General features: G+C 44.1%; 17 protein-coding genes. All 17 read left to right on the top strand.

Features of this window, described 5'->3' with window-relative positions; all coding sequences use genetic code 11:
- The first annotated feature begins 1,215 nt into the window (after positions 1–1,215).
- The 17 genes from ACHUFW_RS21195 (at position 1,216) to ACHUFW_RS21115 (ending at position 19,303) form a co-directional block, all read left to right on the top strand.
- Entirely contained in the window at positions 1,216–1,671 is a 456-nt protein-coding gene (locus ACHUFW_RS21195) for a ferritin family protein (protein ID WP_394205914.1), read from the top strand.
- A gap of 222 nt (positions 1,672–1,893) precedes the next feature.
- Positions 1,894–3,369 carry an NAD(P)H-hydrate dehydratase gene (locus tag ACHUFW_RS21190; RefSeq protein ID WP_394205912.1) on the top strand — a complete coding sequence of 492 codons (1,476 nt, stop codon included), beginning with the start codon at positions 1,894–1,896 and terminating at the stop codon, positions 3,367–3,369.
- Between the two features lie 105 nt (positions 3,370–3,474).
- The gene (gene tsaE, locus ACHUFW_RS21185) at positions 3,475–3,942 is read left to right on the top strand and encodes a tRNA (adenosine(37)-N6)-threonylcarbamoyltransferase complex ATPase subunit type 1 TsaE (RefSeq protein WP_394205908.1); all 468 of its coding nucleotides are present in this window, start codon (positions 3,475–3,477) and stop codon (positions 3,940–3,942) included.
- Between the two features lie 66 nt (positions 3,943–4,008).
- Positions 4,009–5,340 (top strand): N-acetylmuramoyl-L-alanine amidase, encoded by a 1,332-nt coding sequence (locus tag ACHUFW_RS21180; RefSeq protein ID WP_394205907.1) that lies wholly within the window; start codon positions 4,009–4,011, stop codon positions 5,338–5,340.
- Positions 5,340–7,181 (top strand): DNA mismatch repair endonuclease MutL, encoded by a 1,842-nt coding sequence (mutL, locus tag ACHUFW_RS21175; protein WP_394205905.1) that lies wholly within the window; start codon positions 5,340–5,342, stop codon positions 7,179–7,181. The genes ACHUFW_RS21180 and mutL overlap by 1 nt, the downstream gene beginning before the upstream one ends.
- Positions 7,148–8,107 (top strand): tRNA (adenosine(37)-N6)-dimethylallyltransferase MiaA, encoded by a 960-nt coding sequence (miaA, locus tag ACHUFW_RS21170; RefSeq protein ID WP_394205903.1) that lies wholly within the window; start codon positions 7,148–7,150, stop codon positions 8,105–8,107. Before mutL ends, miaA begins: the two co-directional genes overlap by 34 nt.
- An 89-nt stretch (positions 8,108–8,196) precedes the next feature.
- The gene (gene hfq, locus ACHUFW_RS21165) at positions 8,197–8,478 is read left to right on the top strand and encodes an RNA chaperone Hfq (protein WP_394205901.1); all 282 of its coding nucleotides are present in this window, start codon (positions 8,197–8,199) and stop codon (positions 8,476–8,478) included.
- A 19-nt stretch (positions 8,479–8,497) separates the two neighbouring features.
- A complete protein-coding gene (gene hflX, locus ACHUFW_RS21160; RefSeq protein WP_394205900.1) occupies positions 8,498–9,796 on the top strand; it encodes a ribosome rescue GTPase HflX in 1,299 nt (432 codons plus the stop codon).
- A 44-nt stretch (positions 9,797–9,840) separates the two neighbouring features.
- Positions 9,841–10,983 (top strand): FtsH protease activity modulator HflK, encoded by a 1,143-nt coding sequence (gene hflK / locus ACHUFW_RS21155; protein ID WP_394205898.1) that lies wholly within the window; start codon positions 9,841–9,843, stop codon positions 10,981–10,983.
- A 2-nt stretch (positions 10,984–10,985) separates the two neighbouring features.
- Entirely contained in the window at positions 10,986–11,864 is an 879-nt protein-coding gene (gene hflC, locus ACHUFW_RS21150; protein ID WP_394205896.1) for a protease modulator HflC, read from the top strand.
- A gap of 326 nt (positions 11,865–12,190) precedes the next feature.
- Positions 12,191–12,781, top strand: a complete 591-nt coding sequence (gene petA / locus ACHUFW_RS21145; RefSeq protein WP_394205894.1) for a ubiquinol-cytochrome c reductase iron-sulfur subunit — start codon at positions 12,191–12,193, stop codon at positions 12,779–12,781.
- Positions 12,781–13,995, top strand: a complete 1,215-nt coding sequence (locus tag ACHUFW_RS21140; RefSeq protein WP_394205892.1) for a cytochrome b — start codon at positions 12,781–12,783, stop codon at positions 13,993–13,995. The genes petA and ACHUFW_RS21140 overlap by 1 nt, the downstream gene beginning before the upstream one ends.
- Positions 13,995–14,735 (top strand): cytochrome c1, encoded by a 741-nt coding sequence (locus tag ACHUFW_RS21135; protein ID WP_394205891.1) that lies wholly within the window; start codon positions 13,995–13,997, stop codon positions 14,733–14,735. The genes ACHUFW_RS21140 and ACHUFW_RS21135 overlap by 1 nt, the downstream gene beginning before the upstream one ends.
- 103 nt (positions 14,736–14,838) lie before the next feature.
- Positions 14,839–15,468, top strand: coding sequence for a stringent starvation protein SspA (sspA, locus tag ACHUFW_RS21130; protein WP_028774554.1), 630 nt, complete (start codon positions 14,839–14,841; stop codon positions 15,466–15,468).
- Complete coding sequence (locus ACHUFW_RS21125) at positions 15,468–15,926, top strand: ClpXP protease specificity-enhancing factor (RefSeq protein ID WP_394205889.1); 459 nt, start codon at positions 15,468–15,470, stop codon at positions 15,924–15,926. Before sspA ends, ACHUFW_RS21125 begins: the two co-directional genes overlap by 1 nt.
- Before the next feature lie 158 nt (positions 15,927–16,084).
- Complete coding sequence (locus ACHUFW_RS21120) at positions 16,085–16,660, top strand: anthranilate synthase component II (RefSeq protein ID WP_394205888.1); 576 nt, start codon at positions 16,085–16,087, stop codon at positions 16,658–16,660.
- Between the two features lie 165 nt (positions 16,661–16,825).
- Positions 16,826–19,303, top strand: a complete 2,478-nt coding sequence (locus ACHUFW_RS21115) for a S9 family peptidase (RefSeq protein WP_394205886.1) — start codon at positions 16,826–16,828, stop codon at positions 19,301–19,303.
- The last annotated feature ends 50 nt before the right edge of the window (positions 19,304–19,353 follow it).

Genomic DNA, 19,353 nt, shown 5'->3' with positions numbered 1-19,353 from the left:
ACATTAGCTCAGTTGGTAGAGCGATACCTTGCCAAGGTATAGGTCATCGGTTCGAACCCGATATGTCGCTCCAATCTTCCTCATTGAATTCTCCGATTTAAAAGATTTACGACGTTAGAACAGTTGCGTCCATTGGATGAGTTGATACCATTTTTTGCGCTAAGGTATCGATCATCGGTTCGAACCCACCTTCTATCCAAAAGCGTTCGCTCCAATCTTCCTCATTGAATTTTCCGATTTAAAAGATTTACGATATTAGCGCAGTTGCGTTGATTGAATGAGCTGATACCATTTTTTGTGCCAAGGTATCGATCATCGGTTCGAACCCACTTTCTATCCAAAGCATTCGCTCCAATCTTCCTTATTGAATTTTCCGATTTAAAAGATTTACGACATTAGCCCAGCTGCGTTGATTGAATGAGCTGATACCATTTTTTGTGCCAAGGTATCGATCATCGGTTCGAACCCACCTTCTATCCAAAAGCGTTCGCTCCAATCTTCCCCGCTTTTTCCAATTCAAATTTATAAGATATTAGCGCAGTTGCGTTGATTGAATGAGCTGATACCATTTTTTGTGCCAAGGTATCGATCATCGGTTCGAACCCACTTTCTATCCAAAGCATTCGCTCCAATCTTCCTTATTGAATTTTCCGATTTAAAAGATTTACGACATTAGCCCAGCTGCGTTGATTGAATGAGCTGATACCATTTTTTGTGCCAAGGTATCGATCATCGGTTCGAACCCACTTTCTATCCAAAGCATTCGCTCCAATCTTCCTTATTGAATTTTCCGATTTAAAAGATTTACGACATTAGCCCAGCTGCGTTGATTGAATGAGCTGATACCATTTTTTGTGCCAAGGTATCGATCATCGGTTCGAACCCAGCTTCTATCCAAAAGCGTTCGCTCCAATCTTCCTCATTGAATTCTTCGATTTAAAAGATTTACGAAATTAGCGCAGTTGCTGGCGATATTGCTGGTGAACCTCTATTGCAAACTTGCTGCTAATTGGTTGAAAGAGTGATGGCAAATGATCTATGTCGCAATTGCGGCAATTTCGTGATTAATCGAGTAGTTTCTTCATCTTCTGCTAATGTAAAACCAAGCAACTCATCAAACTATGACATTGTTCAAATTATGTTGTAGGTAATGCTTGCATAATATCCATACTAGTTAACAGTTACGCTGAGTAGATGGTAAGGGAGAGAATTATGATTCGTTTTCAACAGCTTGGGGAGCAATTAGCATACGTTGCAAAATGTCGTATTGAGATGGCTAGTTTGTATAAACGTTTGCATGCCGATGCTGATTCTACTCGGGTTAAGATGATCTTAGAGTACTTTAGACAGCAGCAGTTAACCGTGGCTGAGAAGCTTGAAAGTTATATTGAAGATGCGCCAAGTAAACTGCTCGATACTTGGTATAACGATATCGTCTTTGAAGATTTTATTGCGCGTTGTGAGCAAACTAGTTTAACCGCCAACATGAGCGAAGAGGATGTACTGAACTTGCACCTCGATCTCGAGAATCGCTTAATTGGCCTGCTAGAAAAAACGGCCAATTCATCGGTTTCAAGCGACGTCAAAGGTGCACTGGATGATTTAGTTCGTGTTGAAAAAATTCAACAGCAAAGATTGGTGCATAGCAGCATTCGTATGGATGATCTCTAACCTTTAGTTTGCGATTAAAAAGCACCGAAAGGTGCTTTTTTTTGGTCCACACTCAGCATGGGTTAACTCAGGTCACCATGACGGTATGCGTTAGATCAAGTTTTTGTAATTTATCGAGCAACTGTTGGAATCTAATCTCAAATTAAGGCTCATATTCTACTATATATCTATGTGTACTTAGCCTTACAAGGCCCGTCAGTGAATCAATTGGAGATAGGCTTAATGCTCTACCAACAACAAGACTTACCCGCAACACTGTACTCCTGCGAACAAGTGAAACAAGCCGAGTTGAAACTGATCGCTTCAGGTATCAGTGAACATGAGCTTATTGAGCGTGCAGCGACGGCGAGCTTTAATCTACTACAGGCCCAAGAAAAGCTAACGAGCCCGATTGCCATCATTGCAGGATATGGCAATAACGGTGCAGATGCGTTCACTCTGGCAACTCTGTTGATCGAGGCGGGTCAACCTGTCGCTGTCTATTTCTTATTCCGTGAAAAAATCAGTGTCGGAGTACAGCAAGGTAAAGCAGATTTTATTGCCGCGGGTGGCCAAGTTGGTGACGATATTGACAGTGTATTAACGGGTGCTGAAGTGGTTGTTGATGGCTTATTAGGTACCGGCTTTAAAGGTGAAGTGAGTGGTGAAATAGCGACTGCCATCGAGAAGATCAATGCCAGTAACGCCTGGGTACTAAGCTTAGACATTCCATCCGGCATTAATGGTGATACTGGTTTTGGTGCTAAAGCCGTTAATGCCGATACGACGATTACTTTTGGCGCTTTGAAACAAGGTTTAATTACTGGCAAAGCCCGTGAGCATACTGGCGAATTAATTTTTGCTGACATCGGTTTTGCTGATGTATTAAATAAATCAGAAGTGATTAATGTCACCGCTGCCGCAGTGCCGGTTGGCTTACCCTATCGACCACAAGATTCTCATAAAGGAATGTGTGGCAAAGTGACTGTCATTGGTGGGGATCAAGGCATGGCTGGCGCACCGCGTTTAGCTGCTGAGGCGTGTTTACGCTCCGGCGCCGGATTGGTCACAGTGGTATCGCATCCAAGTCATCACCTTGTTATCAGTGCTGGTCGGCCTGAGCTGATGTTTTGGGGCTGCGAACTGGTCGACATGGAAGTGTATTTACGTTTTGGTTGGGCGAATGTATTGCTGATAGGACCAGGGTTGGGCCAGCAAGATTGGGGCTACAACTTGTTTAAAGCGGTTGGGCTGTGTGAGAAACCTTGCGTGGTTGATGCCGATGCCCTTAATTTGCTCAGTAAAGATCCCCGTCGTCATGACAATTGGGTGCTTACGCCCCATAGTGCCGAAGCTGCACGTCTATTGGGCATCGAAACTGACGAAGTTGAGCAAGACAGGTTTGCCGCCGTTAAAGCCATTCAAGCCAAATATGGCGGCGTGGTTGTGTTAAAAGGTCCGGGTACATTGATTTATGATGGCAATATATGTCATGTGGCCCCCGTTGGTAATGCTGGGCTGGCTAGTGGCGGAAGCGGTGATGTCTTGGGTGGCATTATTGCAGCATTAATGGCGCAAAAAATGTCATTGATGGCCGCGGCAACGGCTGCGGTTGTTATTCACGGACGTGCCGCCGAGTATGCTGCAGAGCAAGGGATGAGAGGCATGCTAGCGAGCGATCTGTTTGAGCATATTCGTCGCTTAGTGGATGAGTTGTAGTCGTTAATGATTAAATTAGGCTAATGTTTGTTTAGATAAACGGCGTATTACGGTAAAGTATCTCATTATCATCGACACGTCGTTTAAATTGTTCTTGTGGAAGTTATGTCGACATTAGCATTTGATTTAGAAAATGAAGCTGCAACGGTAGCGTTTGGTTTACGGCTTGCCAAAGTGTTGCAAGCGCCAGTGACTTTATATTTATATGGTGATTTGGGGGCGGGTAAGACAACGCTAAGTCGTGGTATTATTCAGAGTTTAGGTCATGAGGGGGCAGTTAAAAGTCCTACTTACACCTTAGTTGAGCCCTATGAATTAGATGGGATCGAAGTTTACCACTTTGACCTTTACCGCTTGAGCGATCCTGAAGAGCTTGAGTTTATGGGGATCCGCGATTACTTTTCACCTACTAGTTTGTGTATTGTTGAGTGGCCAGACAAAGGTGAGGGAGTATTGCCAGAGGCAGACTTAAAGCTTAACTTGGCTTATCAAGGTGAAAGTCGTCAGATTAGTTTGACGGCAGTATCTGCTAAGGGTGAGCAGATATTAGCTGAGCTTTCGCCGCGTTCATAACGCTGCTATCTTGAACAAAACTCAACCGCGAAAGGTCAAGCCACCCTAGCAAACTTATAATAAAAAATGATAAATAAAGCGCTAAAAATACAACTCGTTAGTTTCCTGTTTTTACTGTGTATTTCAGCAGGGGTTTCTGCTGCCAATCAATTAGAAGGCGTGCGTATTTGGGCTGCACCAGACTCGACCCGAGTCGTATTTGACCTATCTAAAAAGGCCGATTATAGCTATTTCACATTAACTAACCCATATCGCTTAGTGGTTGATCTTAAAGGTTCTACCAATAAACTCGATTTAAAAAAGGTCAAGAATAATAGCAAGCTAGTTAAACAAGTTCGCACCAGTAAGCCGCCGGCCAAAGGCACATTGCGGTTAGTGATTGATTTAACGAAGCCGATTAAAGCGAATTTATTTGCTTTACCGCCCACTGCTCCCTACGGCAATCGTTTAGTGGTTGACCTAGATGCCGGTGGTGCGAAATCCTCTCAGTCGTCAACCACGGTTAATAAAAAACCAACCAACAGCTTACGTGATGTGATCATCGCCATTGACGCCGGCCATGGTGGCGATGACCCAGGTTCGATAGGCCCGAAAGGCACCTATGAAAAACACGTGGTGATGCAGATTGCTAAGAAGGTTGAAGCAAAAATTAACAAAACTCCAGGTATGAAAGCGGTAATGACGCGAACTGGTGATTATTTCGTGAATATTAATCGCCGTTCAGAGATAGCAAGAAATAGTAAAGCGGATTTATTGATCTCCATTCACGCCGATGCATTCACCACACCGCAGCCCCGAGGTGCGTCAGTTTGGGTGTTGTCTATGGGGCGTGCAAATAGTGAAATTGGTCGCTGGCTTGAGCACAAAGAGAAACATTCAGAACTCTTAGGTGGTGCTGGTGAGATTATACAAAACACTGATAATGAACAATATTTAGCCATGACCTTGTTGGATATGTCTATGGACAGGTCGATGGCGATTAGTCATAACATCGCCGACGATGTGCTTGCCAATTTAGGTAAAGTGACCAAGTTACATAAGCACAAACCTGAATCGGCCAGTTTTGGGGTACTAAAGTCACCAGATATTCCTTCTATCTTAGTGGAAACTGGCTTTATTTCTAACCCTAAAGAGGAGCGGTTACTGACGCAACGAGAACATCAAAATAACATTGCTAATGCGGTACACCGTGGTGTGTTACGCTATTTTGAAAATAATCCACCTAGCGATACGTTATTGGCGAGTAAAAGCTCCAGAAGCCATAAGGTGCGCTCGGGTGAATCCTTGTCTGTCATCGCCCATCGTTATCAGGTTTCTGTGGCCAGTATCAAGAAAGCCAATAACCTTAAATCAGACATGTTACGTGTGGGACAGAAACTCGTTATACCAAGGGCGTGATGAGCGAAAATAAAATTCAGATATTACCCCCACAGTTAGCTAACCAAATCGCAGCTGGGGAAGTGGTAGAAAGGCCTGCTTCTGTTATTAAAGAGTTGGTGGAAAACAGCTTAGATGCTGGTGCAACTCGTGTTGATATTGAGATCGACAAAGGTGGAAGCAAGCTGATTAAAATTCAAGATAATGGCTCAGGTATTCCCAAGGAGCAATTGTCGTTGGCTTTGTCGCGCCACGCCACGTCGAAATTGAGCACACTAGATGATCTCGATGCGATCATGAGTTTTGGTTTTCGCGGTGAAGCACTTGCCAGTATCAGTTCCGTTGCACGTTTAACCTTAACCTCTAAAACCGCGGACCAAACCGAAGCTTGGCAAGCTTATGCTGAAGGCTCTGATATGGCGGTTAAGATACTGCCTGCTGCGCATCCTGTGGGGACAACATTATCCGTTGTCGACCTGTTTTTTAATACGCCAGCCCGTCGACGTTTCCTAAAAAGTGATAAAACCGAGTTTACTCATATTGATGAGTGGTTGAAACGTATTGCATTAGTGCGTAGCGATATCCACTTTACCTTAAAGCATAACGGCAAACAGGTTAGGAACTACCGTCCAGCTCAAAATGAAGAACAGTATCTACAGCGGTTGGCGCAAGTCAGTGGTAAACGTTTTGCTGAACAAGCATTAAAAGTTGATTGCAGCCACAATGGCCTAAGGTTAAGTGGTTATATCCAGTCGCCCCGTTTTGAGGCTGCAGCCAATGACACCCAGTATTTTTATGTTAACGGCCGTCTAGTACGAGATCGGCTCGTTAATCATGCTGTTAGGCAAGCCTTCGCTGAGTTTTTGACCCAGGAGCAGATAGGTTTTGTGTTGATGCTGGAGATAGATCCGCATCAGGTGGACGTCAATGTCCACCCTGCTAAACATGAGGTTCGCTTTCATGAAAGCCGTTATGTTCATGATTTTATCTTGCAGGCATTGCAGTCAGCTTTAATTCAGCTTGTTTCGTTACCATTAACGCCAACAGGGGCAGATGGAAGTATCGATGATACCGATACAGAGCAGCCTCAGCCAAAGCCCGGTGGTGTGAGCCAGAGTTCAGCACCGCATCGTGACACTCGCCCAGCGCATACCCCTGTGGTATCTGAGCGGGCTCCGACGGCTTATCAAGCACCGCTAAATAATAGTCGATCGGATACCAGTTATACTGCTCGCTCAGCTACTAAAGCTGATGTTGAGTTACCGAGTCAGGCTGCTATTGATGCTTATGCTGAGCTGCTCTCGACACCGCAGACATCTACAGCTGATATGCAAACGTCGGCAGATATGCCGCAGGTATTGGGTGGGCGCTACTGGGTGATATGCGAAGGTGAAAATTTACAATTGCTATCTATTACTGCGGCGAATGAATCTGTTGACACCCTAGCGCTGCAATCTAAGTTAGCTGAAGGGTTGGTTGGACAGCCGCTGTTAATGCCGGTATCAGTTTCTGCTGATGATGATTGGGTCGAAACCTTAGCTCAAAGAGAGCAATTGATCAGAAAACTGGGTATTGAAGTAAGTATTCGCATGGGGCAGTTGATTATTAAGAAAGTGCCCCCATATTTAAGGAAGAGCCAACTGGTAAAGGTGATTCCTGAGTTTTTGCAGTGGATTCGTTTTGAAGAACCCGCCGATGAAGCCTTGATTAGCTGGCTGGTAAAGCAAAACCAAGAACATTTTAATTCGGCAGCACAAGTTTGGCAGTCGTTGATGTGTTTGAGCCAAGCTCAGCAAGAATTAGTATTTGAACAGGCTGTGGATTTACCATGGCAAAACTGGATAACAGAGCAGGATTCGTGACCGATAACAGTTTACCAACCATTATGACATTAATGGGCCCTACCGCCTCAGGTAAGACTGCTTTGGCTATAGAATTGGTTGAGCAGCATGACTGCGAAATTATTTCGGTCGATTCAGCGTTGATTTATCGGCAAATGGATATCGGTAGTGCTAAACCTGATGCTGCTGAGTTGGCACGTGCACCACATCGATTAATTGATATTCGAGATCCTAGTGAGAGTTATTCAGCGGCTGATTTTCGCCAAGATGCACTGACAGAGATTGAAGATATTCTGAGTAAAGGTAAAACGCCGCTGCTAGTAGGCGGTACCATGATGTACTTTAAAGCTTTGCTAGAAGGACTGTCACCTTTACCAGCCGCCGATGACGCGATAAGAGCGCAAATCGCGGCGGAAGCTGAAGACAAAGGTTGGCAGGCGATGCATGATGAATTAGCACAGTTTGATGCCGTTGCTGCAGCCCGTATTCACCCCAATGACCCACAGCGATTATCTCGGGCTATCGAGGTATATCGAATTTCTGGTAAGTCATTGACTGAGTTAACACAAACTAAGTCAGAAGCCTTACCATATAATGTGGCTCAGTTTGGGATTTCACCAAAAGATCGGAAACAGTTACATCTTTCTATAGAAGAAAGATTCAAATTGATGTTAAATCAAGGATTCATTGAAGAAGTTGAGCGATTAAAATCTCGTGGAGACTTGCATTTAGACCTCCCTTCAATGCGCTGTGTGGGCTATCGCCAAGTGTGGCAGTATCTCGATGGGGACTACGACTATAATACAATGGTCGAAAAAGCGGTTGTTGCTACTAGGCAATTGGCGAAGCGTCAATTAACATGGTTGAGAGGGTGGCCAGAGCTAAATTGGCTGGAAAGTGGAGATAATAGCAATATATCTCGCTTAAAAGTATATGCTGCTAGCTAAATAGGTCACACTATATAATACTAAAACCAAACAAAAATTTTATGTTGTATCGGTTTTTACTGATTTATTAATAAAAAGGAAATTATAAAATGGCAAAGGGGCAATCTTTACAAGACCCATTTTTGAACGCGCTACGACGTGAGCACGTTCCAGTATCAATTTATTTGGTTAACGGTATTAAGCTTCAGGGACAGGTTGAGTCATTTGATCAATTTGTTATTTTGTTGAAAAACACAGTCAGTCAAATGGTGTACAAGCACGCCATTTCAACTGTTGTACCAGCACGCCCATTCAAAGTTGGCGGTCACCATGGTACGCCTAATCAAGCTGGCGGATTTAACAGTCAGAGTGACGACGCAGAACAACAGTAATTTTTAAGGAGTTTGCTTTTTGTTTGATCGCTATGAGGCGGGAGAAAGTGCAGTACTTGTCCATATCGACTTTTCTGATGAAGACAGCAGGGAAGATATAACCGAACTGCAGTTGTTAGTTGAGTCAGCAGGTGCCGAAGCTGTAGGCGTGATCACGGGAAGCCGTCGTTCACCGGATCGTAAGTATTTTGTCGGTTCGGGAAAGGCCGAAGAATTAGCTGCAATGGTTTCAGCTACTGAGGCTAATGTAGTGATTTTTAACCATGCATTGAGTCCTGCGCAAGAGAGAAATCTTGAACAGTTATGTCAATGTCGTGTGTTGGACAGAACGACACTAATTCTAGATATTTTCGCCCAACGAGCGCGTACTTACGAAGGTAAGTTGCAAGTGGAGCTAGCGCAATTGCGCCACATGTCGACGCGCTTGATTCGGGGCTGGACTCACCTTGAACGTCAAAAAGGCGGGATAGGTTTACGTGGTCCAGGTGAAACACAGTTAGAAACGGATAGACGTTTATTACGTGGTCGTATAAAAACCATTAATAAGCGTTTAGCGAAAGTTGATAAACAACGTGAGCAGAGTCGCCGTGCACGTAAACGTAGTGACTCAGCAACAGTGTCCCTAGTGGGTTACACCAATGCGGGGAAATCAACACTGTTTAATGCACTGACGGTTTCCGATGTGTATGCGGCCGATCAGTTGTTTGCGACTTTGGATCCAACGTTGAGAAAACTAGAAATCCAAGACGGTTCAGTCATTTTGGCTGACACGGTTGGGTTTATTCGTCATTTACCCCATGATCTCGTCGCCGCATTTAAAGCGACGCTGCAAGAAACAAGAGAAGCAGACTTACTGCTGCATGTTGTTGATGCTGCGGATGAAAACATGGGCGATAACTTTGAGCAAGTACAGCTTGTACTCAAAGAGATCGGTGCAGAAGATATTCCACAATTGGTTGTGTGTAACAAAATCGATTTGTTGGAAGAGGTGAGCCCGAAGATTGATTATGATTCGGACGGTTTACCGACGCGGGTTTGGGTTTCGGCTCAACAAAGCAAAGGCTTGGAAGAACTGAAAACAGCGATTAACCAACTTGTTGGCCAATCGATTGTTGAAGTTAATCTCCAAGTTCCGGCCAGTGCCGGACATTATCTTGGTCAGTTTTATCGACTTGATGTAATACAGCAGAAAGAGTATGACGATCTGGGGAACTGTATTTTGTCTGTACGCATGATTGAAGCCGATTGGCATCGTCTTGTAAAGCAGAGCCAAGGGGAGTTAGAGACCTTTATTGTAGAATCAGCTACAGTAGAGTAGTTTTTTAGTAATCTCGTTTAATTCATACACCTATGGAGTGCTAAATGGCTTGGAACGAGCCCGGTAACAAGGGGAAAGACCCTTGGGGAAATAAAAGTGGTAACGATAAGGGACCACCAGATTTAGATGAAGTTTTTAAAAATCTTTCCAAAAAATTTGGAGGGAACGGTAATGGCTCTGGACCGAGTGTGAGTGCATTCGGGATTGGTATTGTCCTTGTCATAGCAATTGCTGTTTGGGGACTTTCAGGTTTCTACACGGTTAAAGAAGCTGAAAAAGGCGTTGCTTTGCGCTTTGGTCAGTATATTGGTGAAGTAGAGCCAGGCTTACAATGGAAAGCAACGTTCATCGACGAAGTCTTCCCTGTTAATGTCAGTACAGTACGTTCAATTCCAGCGTCTGGTACGATTTTAACCTCGGATGAGAACGTAGTATTGGTTGAGCTTGACGTGCAATATCGCGTTATTGATCCTTACCTGTTTTTATTCAGTGCCGTTGATGCGAATGAAAGTTTACGCGAAGCGACTGATAGTGCATTAAGATACGTAGTTGGCCACAATAAAATGGACGACATCTTGACCACGGGACGTGACCAAATTCGTCGCGATACTTGGGAAGAAGTTGAGCGTATTATCGAGCCATATAAATTAGGTATTAACATTGTCGATGTGAACTTCCTACCGGCACGTCCGCCTGAAGAAGTTAAAGACGCATTCGATGATGCGATTGCAGCGCAAGAGGATGAGCAACGCTTTATTCGTGAAGCAGAAGCCTATTCTCGTGAGATTGAGCCTAAAGCGCGTGGTCAAGTACAACGTATGGAGCAACAAGCGAACGCTTATAAAGAGCGTGAGATTCTTGAAGCTCGCGGTAAAGTGGCACGTTTTGAGCAGTTACTTCCTGAGTATCAAGCTGCACCAGAAGTGACCCGTAACCGTATGTATATTGAAGCGATGCAAGAAGTGATGTCTGGAACCAATAAAGTACTTATTGATGCCAAAAACAACGGCAACATGATGTACCTACCGTTGGATAAACTAATGCAGCAAAACAGTGGTAAAACTTCTAAACAGCCTGTGATGACAGAGCCTGTTGCGAGTGCCGGCACCAATAGTGTGGTAAACCACGGTTTACCGCTTGATGGTCGTGCTTCACGTGCTGATCGCGTACGTCAGGGGAGAAATTAATCATGGGTAGATTAACCATTATTATCGTGGCTATTCTGATTGCTGTAGGCTTGTCTTCTCTTATCGTCGTTAATGAAGGTGAGCGTGCGATCGTATCTCGATTCGGTAAAATTTTAAAAGATGAAGGCCAAACTCGCATTTACGAGCCAGGCTTGCACTTTAAAATACCAGGTATCGATAAGATCAAGTATTTGGATTCACGCATCCAAACTATGGATGGTGCAGCTGACAGATTTGTTACCTCTGAAAAGAAAGATTTGATGGTAGATTCTTATGTGAAGTGGCGCATCGCCGATCACGAGAAGTACTATCTTTCTACCAATGGTGGTAATAAGGCTCAAGCTGAATCACTGCTACAGCGTAAGATTAACAATGACCTGCGTACTGAGTTTGGTCGTCGTACTATTACCGAAATCGTTTCAGGTAGTCGTGATGAGCTACAACAAGATGCATTGAATAATGCAATGGAAAGCTCTGAAGACTTAGGTATTGAAGTGGTTGACGTGCGAGTTAAGCAGATCAACTTACCTGCGAACGTAAGTTCAAGTATTTATCAACGTATGCGTGCTGAACGTACTGCTGTTGCTAAAGAACATCGCGCTCAAGGTAAAGAGCAAGCAGAGATTATTCGTGCTAAAACCGATGCAGGTGTCACCATCCAAATCGCTGAGGCTCAACGTAAAGCGTTGGAAGTTCGAGGTGAGGGTGATGCGATCGCGGCTAAGATATACGCCGATGCATATAACCAAGATCCAGAGTTCTTTAGCTTCATTCGTAGTCTTGATGCCTACAAAGATAGCTTCTCAGGTGATGGCAATGTCATGGTGTTAGAGCCTGACAGTGATTTCTTCAAGTATATGAAGAGTGCACAAGCTAAATAAATCCAATTAGCTTAAAAAAGCCCGACTAGTTCGGGCTTTTTTTATTTATCTTCACTAAGTTTCTAATTTAGCATCAATTACTATAAAGGTTTTGGTTTTATTTGATGTTGAATTCTGGTTAATGCAGCCCAGATCAGCGTTTATTTTCACCGTAAAATGGCAATTTTTCTAACATAGTTAACTTTGTTCTCTGTTTTACTATGATCTGGTTCTAATTTTTGGCTATAATGAGCCCCGCCTCAAATTTGATTTTTGAGCTTTGGGGTGTAACCCGATTTTCAAAAATTTTTAAAACAAAAATTCCAACACTCTCTGGAGATAAGTGGATGAGCAATGCGCCAGTCGATACCGGACGTCGCAGATTCCTGACCGCAGCCACCGCCGTTGTAGGTGGTGCTGGTGCCGTCGCTGTAGCGGTTCCTTTTATAAAGTCATGGAATCCGAGTGCCAAAGCGAAAGCTGCAGGTGCCCCGGTTGAAGTAAATATTAGTAAATTAGAGCCGGGTCAGCTGATCCGCGTTGAGTGGCGTGGTAAGCCTGTATGGGTTGTACGCCGCACGGAAGAGATCATTAATGGTCTTGCTAAACTTGATAACCAACTTCGTGATCCAGCATCGAACGAAGAGCAGCAACCTGAGTACGCTCAGAATGCCGTCCGTTCTATTAAGCCTGAGTATTTCATCGCAGTTGGCCTATGTACTCACTTAGGTTGTTCACCCACTTACCTACCGGATACGTTCGGTGAGCAAGTTGAAGGTGTCGCTTCTGGATTCTTCTGCCCATGTCATGGTTCTAAATTTGATATGGCTGGTCGTGTATTCCAAGGTGTTCCAGCGCCATTAAATCTCGTTGTACCGCCACATCAATACATTGATGACGGTAACGTGATTATCGGTGTCGATCAGGGGGCAGCGTAATGGTTAAGAATATTATTGATTGGATTGATGAGCGTATTCCAATGTCGGCGACTTATAATCGTCACGTTGGTAAGTATGCAACACCAACAAACTTCAACTTTTGGTACTTCTTCGGCTCACTAGCCATGCTAGTGTTAGTTAACCAACTACTAACTGGTATTTGGTTAACCATGAACTACGTTCCAACTGCTGAAGGTGCATTTGCTTCTATCGAATACATCATGCGTGATGTTGAATATGGCTGGTTGCTGCGTTATATGCACTCAACCGGTGCTTCGGCATTCTTCGTGGTGATTTATCTGCATATGTTCCGTGGTTTAATCTACGGTTCTTATCAAAAGCCAAGAGAGCTACTTTGGCTATTTGGTATGTTGATTTTCCTTGTACTAATGGCTGAGGCCTTCATGGGCTACCTACTTCCTTGGGGACAAATGTCTTATTGGGGAGCACAGGTAATTATCTCGCTATTTGGTGCAATCCCTGTCATTGGTGATGATCTTACCCTTTGGATTCGTGGTGATTTCGTTGTCTCTGGTGCGACCTTGAACCGTTTCTTTGCCTTGCATGTTATTGCATTGCCATTGGTATTGGTTGTGTTGGTATTCTTGCACTTAATCGCGCTGCATGAAGTGGGTTCAAACAACCCAGATGGTATTGAGATTAAGAAAAACAAAGATGAGAATGGCTGGCCGAAAGATGGTATTCCTTTCCACCCGTATTACACGGTGAAAGATATCATGGGCGTGGCTGGTTTCTTGATTGTTTTCTGCTACGTACTGTTCTTTATGCCAGAAGGTGGTGGTTACTTCCTTGAGAAGCCAAACTTTGAAGCGGCTAACCCAATGAAGACACCTGAGCATATCGCACCGGTTTGGTACTTCACACCGTTCTACGCAATCTTGCGTGCAATTCCAGATAAACTACTTGGGGTTGTTGGTATGGGTCTGGCGATTGCGGTGCTGTTCGTACTGCCTTGGTTAGATCGCTGTAACGTTAAGTCAATTCGTTACCGTAGCATGATTCACAAGCTGAACATTAGCCAGTTTGCTGTGTCATTTATCGTATTGGGTTATTTAGGTGCTGTACCTGCTACCCCAGCACTAACGATTGCTGCTCGTATCTTTACTCTGACTTACTTTGGTTTCTTCGTTGCACTGTGGGTTTACAGTAAAAACGAGAAGACTAAGCCTGTACCAGAGAGGTTGACCCACTAATGAAAAAATTACTGATTGCATTAGTAACGTTAGTCCCATCTCTTGCGTTTGCTGCAGGTGGGTCAAATGTTCCGCTAGAAAGTGCCAATATTGACTTACGTGATACTGAGTCATTACAACGTGGTTTGGACAAGTTCCAACAATATTGTGCCGGTTGTCATAGCCAGCAGTACCAGCGTTACAATCGCGTCGCTGAAGATTTAGGTATCTCAATTGAAGACATGCGTAACAACTACATGTTTGATGAGACAGCTAAAGTCGGCGACTTGATGGAAAACGCTATCCCAGATGCTGATGCAGCTAAATGGTTTGGTGCAGCGCCACCAGATTTGACGCTGGTAGCTCGTGTACGTGGTGAAGACTGGATTTATACTTATCTAAAGAGCTTCTATCGTGATGATAGCCGCCCATTTGGTGTAAATAACACAGTTTTCCCATCTGTGGGTATGCCTCATGTGATGCAAGAGCTTCAGGGACTACCTGAGCCGATTGTTGAGACTCATGAAGAAAATGGCGTTGAAGTTGTCAAAGTAACCGGTGTTAAAGCTGGTTCTGCAGGTAGCTTAAGCGCAGAAGAGTATGACCAAGTTGTCCGCGACATCACAGGTTACCTTGTTTATTCAGGTGATCCAGTCAAACTTGAGCGTGAAACCTTAGGTTGGTGGGTGATGGGCTTCCTGTTTATTTTCTTTATTGTGTCCTATCTCTTAAAGAAAGAGTACTGGAGAGATGTACACTAACCTATAATACAGGTTAGAATGTACTATCCGCATAGTGTAAACGGGGGGCATTGCCCCTCGTTTGCGTTTTTGTTTTTTTGATTGAATATCTCGGAGGGTATCAATGGCTGTTGCTGCCAACAAACGCTCAATCATGACCTTATACTCAGGTGCTGATGACCTGTATAGCCATCAAGTACGTATCGTCTTGGCTGAAAAAGGGGTCACTGTTGATGTCCTACAGGTTGATCCAAGTGAAATGCCTGAAGATCTGATTGATCTTAATCCATATAACACAGTACCAACGCTAGTAGATCGTGAGCTTGTACTTTATAACTCACGCATCATTATGGAATATTTGGACGAGCGTTTCCCGCATCCACCGCTGATGCCTGTGTATCCAGTTTCACGTGGTCAAACACGTCTGATGATGCACCGTATCGAAAATGATTGGTACACGTTGGTTGATCGTATTCGTAGTGGCGATCGTGCTGATGCTGCGCGTAAAGAACTTCAAGAAAGTTTAACTGCGATTGCACCTGTGTTTAATGAAATGCCTTACTTTATGGCTGAAGAGTTCGGTTTAGCCGATTGCTATTTAGGCCCACTATTGTGGCGTTTACCAGTACTTGGTATCGAATTAGACTCTCGTACAGCAAAAGAAGTTAAGGCTTATATGACTCGCCTATTTGACCGTGAGTCGTTTAAAGCTTCATTAACTGAGGCCGAGCGCGAAATGCGCATGGGTATCTAATGAAAGCGATGACACCTAATCGCCCATATTTGTTGCAAGCTTACTATGACTGGCTCATGGACAATGACCTGACGCCACATGTGGTAGTTGATGCTTATGTGCCTGGTACCCAGGTACCTCAACAGTATGTAAAAGATGGTCAAATCGTTTTGAACATTGTTTCAACTGCAGTGGGCAACTTGCAAATTGGCCATGATTACATTGAGTTTAATGCTCGATTTGGTGGCGTGCCGCAACAAGTGGTGTTACCCATGGCGGCGATTGTTGCCATTTATGCTCGTGAGAACGGTGCCGGTACGGTATTTGATGCTGAAGAAGCTTATCAAGAAGAGATTGCATCTAGCGATACCTCTTCATTGAGTGTCGTGGACGAGGCCGTAGATAAGCAGGAAAGCGAGCCATCGCCCAGTGACGATGATAAACCGGTAAAACGAGGCCATTTAACCTTGGTTAAATAGCCACGAAGTGAATCGTTAAAAAGGCCAGTCAATCGACTGGCCTTTTTATTGGCTTTTTGCATTATATTTAAAGCATCTGCTGGGTAGTGACCCATTAGGGACTCTGTGGTAGCATGCGGCGCCAGATCCTAGCCAATAGTATATAAATTAGGTTTGCCATGATCTTAATGATCGACAACTATGATTCGTTTACGTTTAATCTAGTGCAATATTTGCAGCAGCTAGAATGCGAGATAGTTGTAAAACGTAATGATGAAGTTTCCATCGAGGAAATTGAATCTTTGGCCCCTAGTCATATCGTTATCTCCCCAGGTCCCTGCAGCCCCAATGAAGCAGGGGTATCGCTGCAAGTTATTAAGCACTTTGCTGACAAGTTGCCTATTTTAGGGGTTTGCTTAGGTCATCAAGCCATTGCTCAAGTATTTGGAGCGAAAGTCATCCCAGCCTTTCGGGTTATGCATGGTAAAACCAGTGCCATTAGCCATAAAGATAGCGGCTTGTTTTGTGGGTTGGCCAACCCGTTAACCGTGACCCGTTATCATTCACTGATTATTGAGTCGGTTCCTGCTGAGTTTGAACTTGAAGCTTGGCATGATGACCCTGCAGCGGGGCGAGAAATCATGGCTATTCGCCATCATCGCTTGCCTATCTTCGGGGTTCAATTCCATCCTGAGTCGATCTTAACCGAGCAGGGGTTAACCTTGCTGGCTAACTTTGTTAAACAATCACAGTGATTTTCGCAAAACTGGCATACTCGTATTTTAATCTGTTACAACTTATCTCAACATTCCTCACTAGTTTTGATCCATTTTGTGATATAAAAAGGGCAAAAAAACGGCCTTAGGTGATGATTTACCCGTAAAGCTTCATCTTTAGCTATAACAACAAAAGGGAAACCCATGGCAGGTTTATTAAAAACAGCAGCAATTAGCGCTGTCGCGATTGCAGTTTTATCGGGATGTACAGCCACACCTACAGCGACCCAATCGGCGTCGGTGACCACAACACAAGCACCAGTGACAAACTTAGTGGCGCCACCTAGTGCCACACAGCCGCTAACTATGAAACAAATTATGGCTGATCCGGATTGGATGGGCGTGTTAGCAAAAGGTGAGTATTGGAGCGACGATGGCAGCGCTATCTATTTTGCTCGTCAAGCCCATAGTTCACCGCTGCTTGATTACTACCAGCAACCGCTTAACGCCAGTGCCAGTAAATTAGATCTTAATCAGCTGCATTTAGCTGATCAAAAGCATGGTGTATTTAATAGTGATAAAAGTAGCAAAGCTTACATTTATCAAGGCAATATTTTTGTAAAAGCCATGGCTACTGGTGAGATCACTCAGCTGACTAAGTTCAACCGAGCGGTCACAGGTGTTCAATTCCTTAACTCTGGTGCATTAGCTTATTGGCAAGGTGAGTCAATATTTAAAGTACACCCAGAAACAGGCTTAATTGAGCAAATTGCCGATATTCAAATGGCGAAGGCGCCAAGCAAAGTAAAAGAGCCGACTAGCTATATTGCCAAACAGCAACATCGCCTTATCGATTATGTCTCAATGCAGCACAATAACGCTAAAGAAAAGCAGGCATACCAGCAGCAACTGGCTGACGTCGATCCAACTATGACAGCCGAGGCTTGGTATTTAGGTGATAAAGAGCGAGTCGTTGAGTTGAGTTTATCGCCAGATGGCCGCTACGTCCTTTTAGCGCTGATTGATAAAAGTTATAGCTGGCGTAGTGAACATGACATTATGCCTAATTATTTAGGTAGTGAAGGTTATGTGGACGCGGTACCAGCACGTGCAAGAGTTGCTGAAGATAATAACCCTGGCCAGCGATTGGTTTTACTTAATCTGCAAACTAAAGATAAGCGTGATATCACTATAGAGGGGCTAACGGGTTATAACGAGGATGTGCTCGCAGCCGTTAAAAAGGAAAATGCCGCCGCTAAAGGTGAGTCATATAGTGCTGAGCAGCAGCCTCGTAAAATTCAGTTAATGCAAGATTGGGGCTGGAGCCAAAGTGCCATTCAGTGGCATAAAGACGGTCAATTAGCGGTTATGGTTGAAGCGATTGATAATAAAGATCGCTGGATAGCCACTGTGGATCTGAAAAAAGGCAGTTTGCAGACCCAACACCGCCTTCATGATGACGCTTGGGTTAATTATACCTTTAATCAATATGGCTGGCTAAATGACAGTAATAGCTTGTATTACCTTTCTGAGGAAAGTGGTTATTCACAGCTATATATTAAGTCACTGGGTGGTCAGCCTCGTGCGTTAACCAAAGGCAACTATGTGGTGAGTGATATCACCTTAGGCCCTAAGCAAACTTATATTTACTATAAGGCTAATAAGCAGCATCCAGGTATTGATAATGTCTATCGTGTCAATATTCAATCCGGTGAGTCTGAACAGCTAACACAGTGGCAAGGACAGTTGGATTACCAACTCAGTCCAAATGGTGAAAAGCTATTGCTTAAGGCATCGACCCGTATCCAACCTGCAGAGCTGTTTGTTAAAACCATTGGTGGCGAGCGTAAGCAGCTGACTAACTACACCAGTGACGCCTTTAAGCAGTACCCATGGCAGGCTCCAGAGGTTGTTGCTGTACCGTCTACTCACGGTGCAAAAGATGTTTATGCTCGCGTGTATTTGCCGCAAGGATACTCCAAAGAGAATGCTGACAAATACCCTGCAGTGATCTTTAACCATGGCGCTGGTTATCTGCAAAATGCGCACTATGGTTTCTCAGGCTACTTTAGAGAATTCATGTTCCACAACCTATTAACCCAGCAAGGTTACGTTGTGATGGATATGGATTACCGTGGTTCTAAAGGCTATGGCCGTGATTGGCGTACTGCGATTTACCGTCAGATGGGAACGCCAGAGGTTCAAGATCTAAAAGATGGCGTTAAATGGATGGCTGAAAATGTTAATGTCGATGACCAACGAGTCGGCACTTATGGTGGTTCATACGGTGGCTTCTTGACGTTCATGGCACTATTTAATGAACCTGAGCTTTTCCAAGCGGGTGCGGCTCTTCGTCCAGTTACCGACTGGGCTCACTATAACGCGCCGTATACCTCGAATATATTAAACACACCGGATGTTGATCCTATTGCTTATGAACGTAGTTCACCGATAGAGCATGCACAAGGGTTACAAAAGCCATTGTTGATCATGAGTGGTGTTCTAGATGATAATGTGTTTTTCCAAGATAGCGTGCGCTTAGTACAACGCTTAATTGAGTTGGAAAAGCCCATGTTTGAAACGGCGATTTATCCGGTTGAGCCACACGGATTTAAACAACCGTCTAGCTGGTTAGACGAATACCGTCGTATTTATAAACTCTTTGAGCAAGAGCTAAAATAATTACAGGCCCCGCAAGGGGCCTTTTTATTTTTCATTATTAAGTTCAATCT

It is taken from the genome of Shewanella waksmanii, from assembly GCF_043643685.1.
Lineage (GTDB): Bacteria > Pseudomonadota > Gammaproteobacteria > Enterobacterales > Shewanellaceae > Shewanella > Shewanella waksmanii_A.
This window is presented reverse-complemented; position numbering and strand designations above follow the sequence as displayed.

Bases quoted from the DNA above. Each gene is read 5' to 3' on its own strand.
- ACHUFW_RS21190 (WP_394205912.1), top strand. From the start codon at position 1,894: ATGCTCTACCAACAACAAGACTTACCCGCAACACTGTACTCCTGCGAA.
- tsaE (WP_394205908.1), top strand. From the start codon at position 3,475: ATGTCGACATTAGCATTTGATTTAGAAAATGAAGCTGCAACGGTAGCG.
- ACHUFW_RS21180 (WP_394205907.1), top strand. From the start codon at position 4,009: ATGATAAATAAAGCGCTAAAAATACAACTCGTTAGTTTCCTGTTTTTA.
- mutL (WP_394205905.1), top strand. From the start codon at position 5,340: ATGAGCGAAAATAAAATTCAGATATTACCCCCACAGTTAGCTAACCAA.
- miaA (WP_394205903.1), top strand. From the start codon at position 7,148: ATGGCAAAACTGGATAACAGAGCAGGATTCGTGACCGATAACAGTTTA.
- hfq (WP_394205901.1), top strand. From the start codon at position 8,197: ATGGCAAAGGGGCAATCTTTACAAGACCCATTTTTGAACGCGCTACGA.
- hflK (WP_394205898.1), top strand. From the start codon at position 9,841: ATGGCTTGGAACGAGCCCGGTAACAAGGGGAAAGACCCTTGGGGAAAT.
- hflC (WP_394205896.1), top strand. From the start codon at position 10,986: ATGGGTAGATTAACCATTATTATCGTGGCTATTCTGATTGCTGTAGGC.
- petA (WP_394205894.1), top strand. From the start codon at position 12,191: ATGAGCAATGCGCCAGTCGATACCGGACGTCGCAGATTCCTGACCGCA.
- ACHUFW_RS21140 (WP_394205892.1), top strand. From the start codon at position 12,781: ATGGTTAAGAATATTATTGATTGGATTGATGAGCGTATTCCAATGTCG.
- ACHUFW_RS21135 (WP_394205891.1), top strand. From the start codon at position 13,995: ATGAAAAAATTACTGATTGCATTAGTAACGTTAGTCCCATCTCTTGCG.
- sspA (WP_028774554.1), top strand. From the start codon at position 14,839: ATGGCTGTTGCTGCCAACAAACGCTCAATCATGACCTTATACTCAGGT.
- ACHUFW_RS21125 (WP_394205889.1), top strand. From the start codon at position 15,468: ATGAAAGCGATGACACCTAATCGCCCATATTTGTTGCAAGCTTACTAT.
- ACHUFW_RS21120 (WP_394205888.1), top strand. From the start codon at position 16,085: ATGATCTTAATGATCGACAACTATGATTCGTTTACGTTTAATCTAGTG.
- ACHUFW_RS21115 (WP_394205886.1), top strand. From the start codon at position 16,826: ATGGCAGGTTTATTAAAAACAGCAGCAATTAGCGCTGTCGCGATTGCA.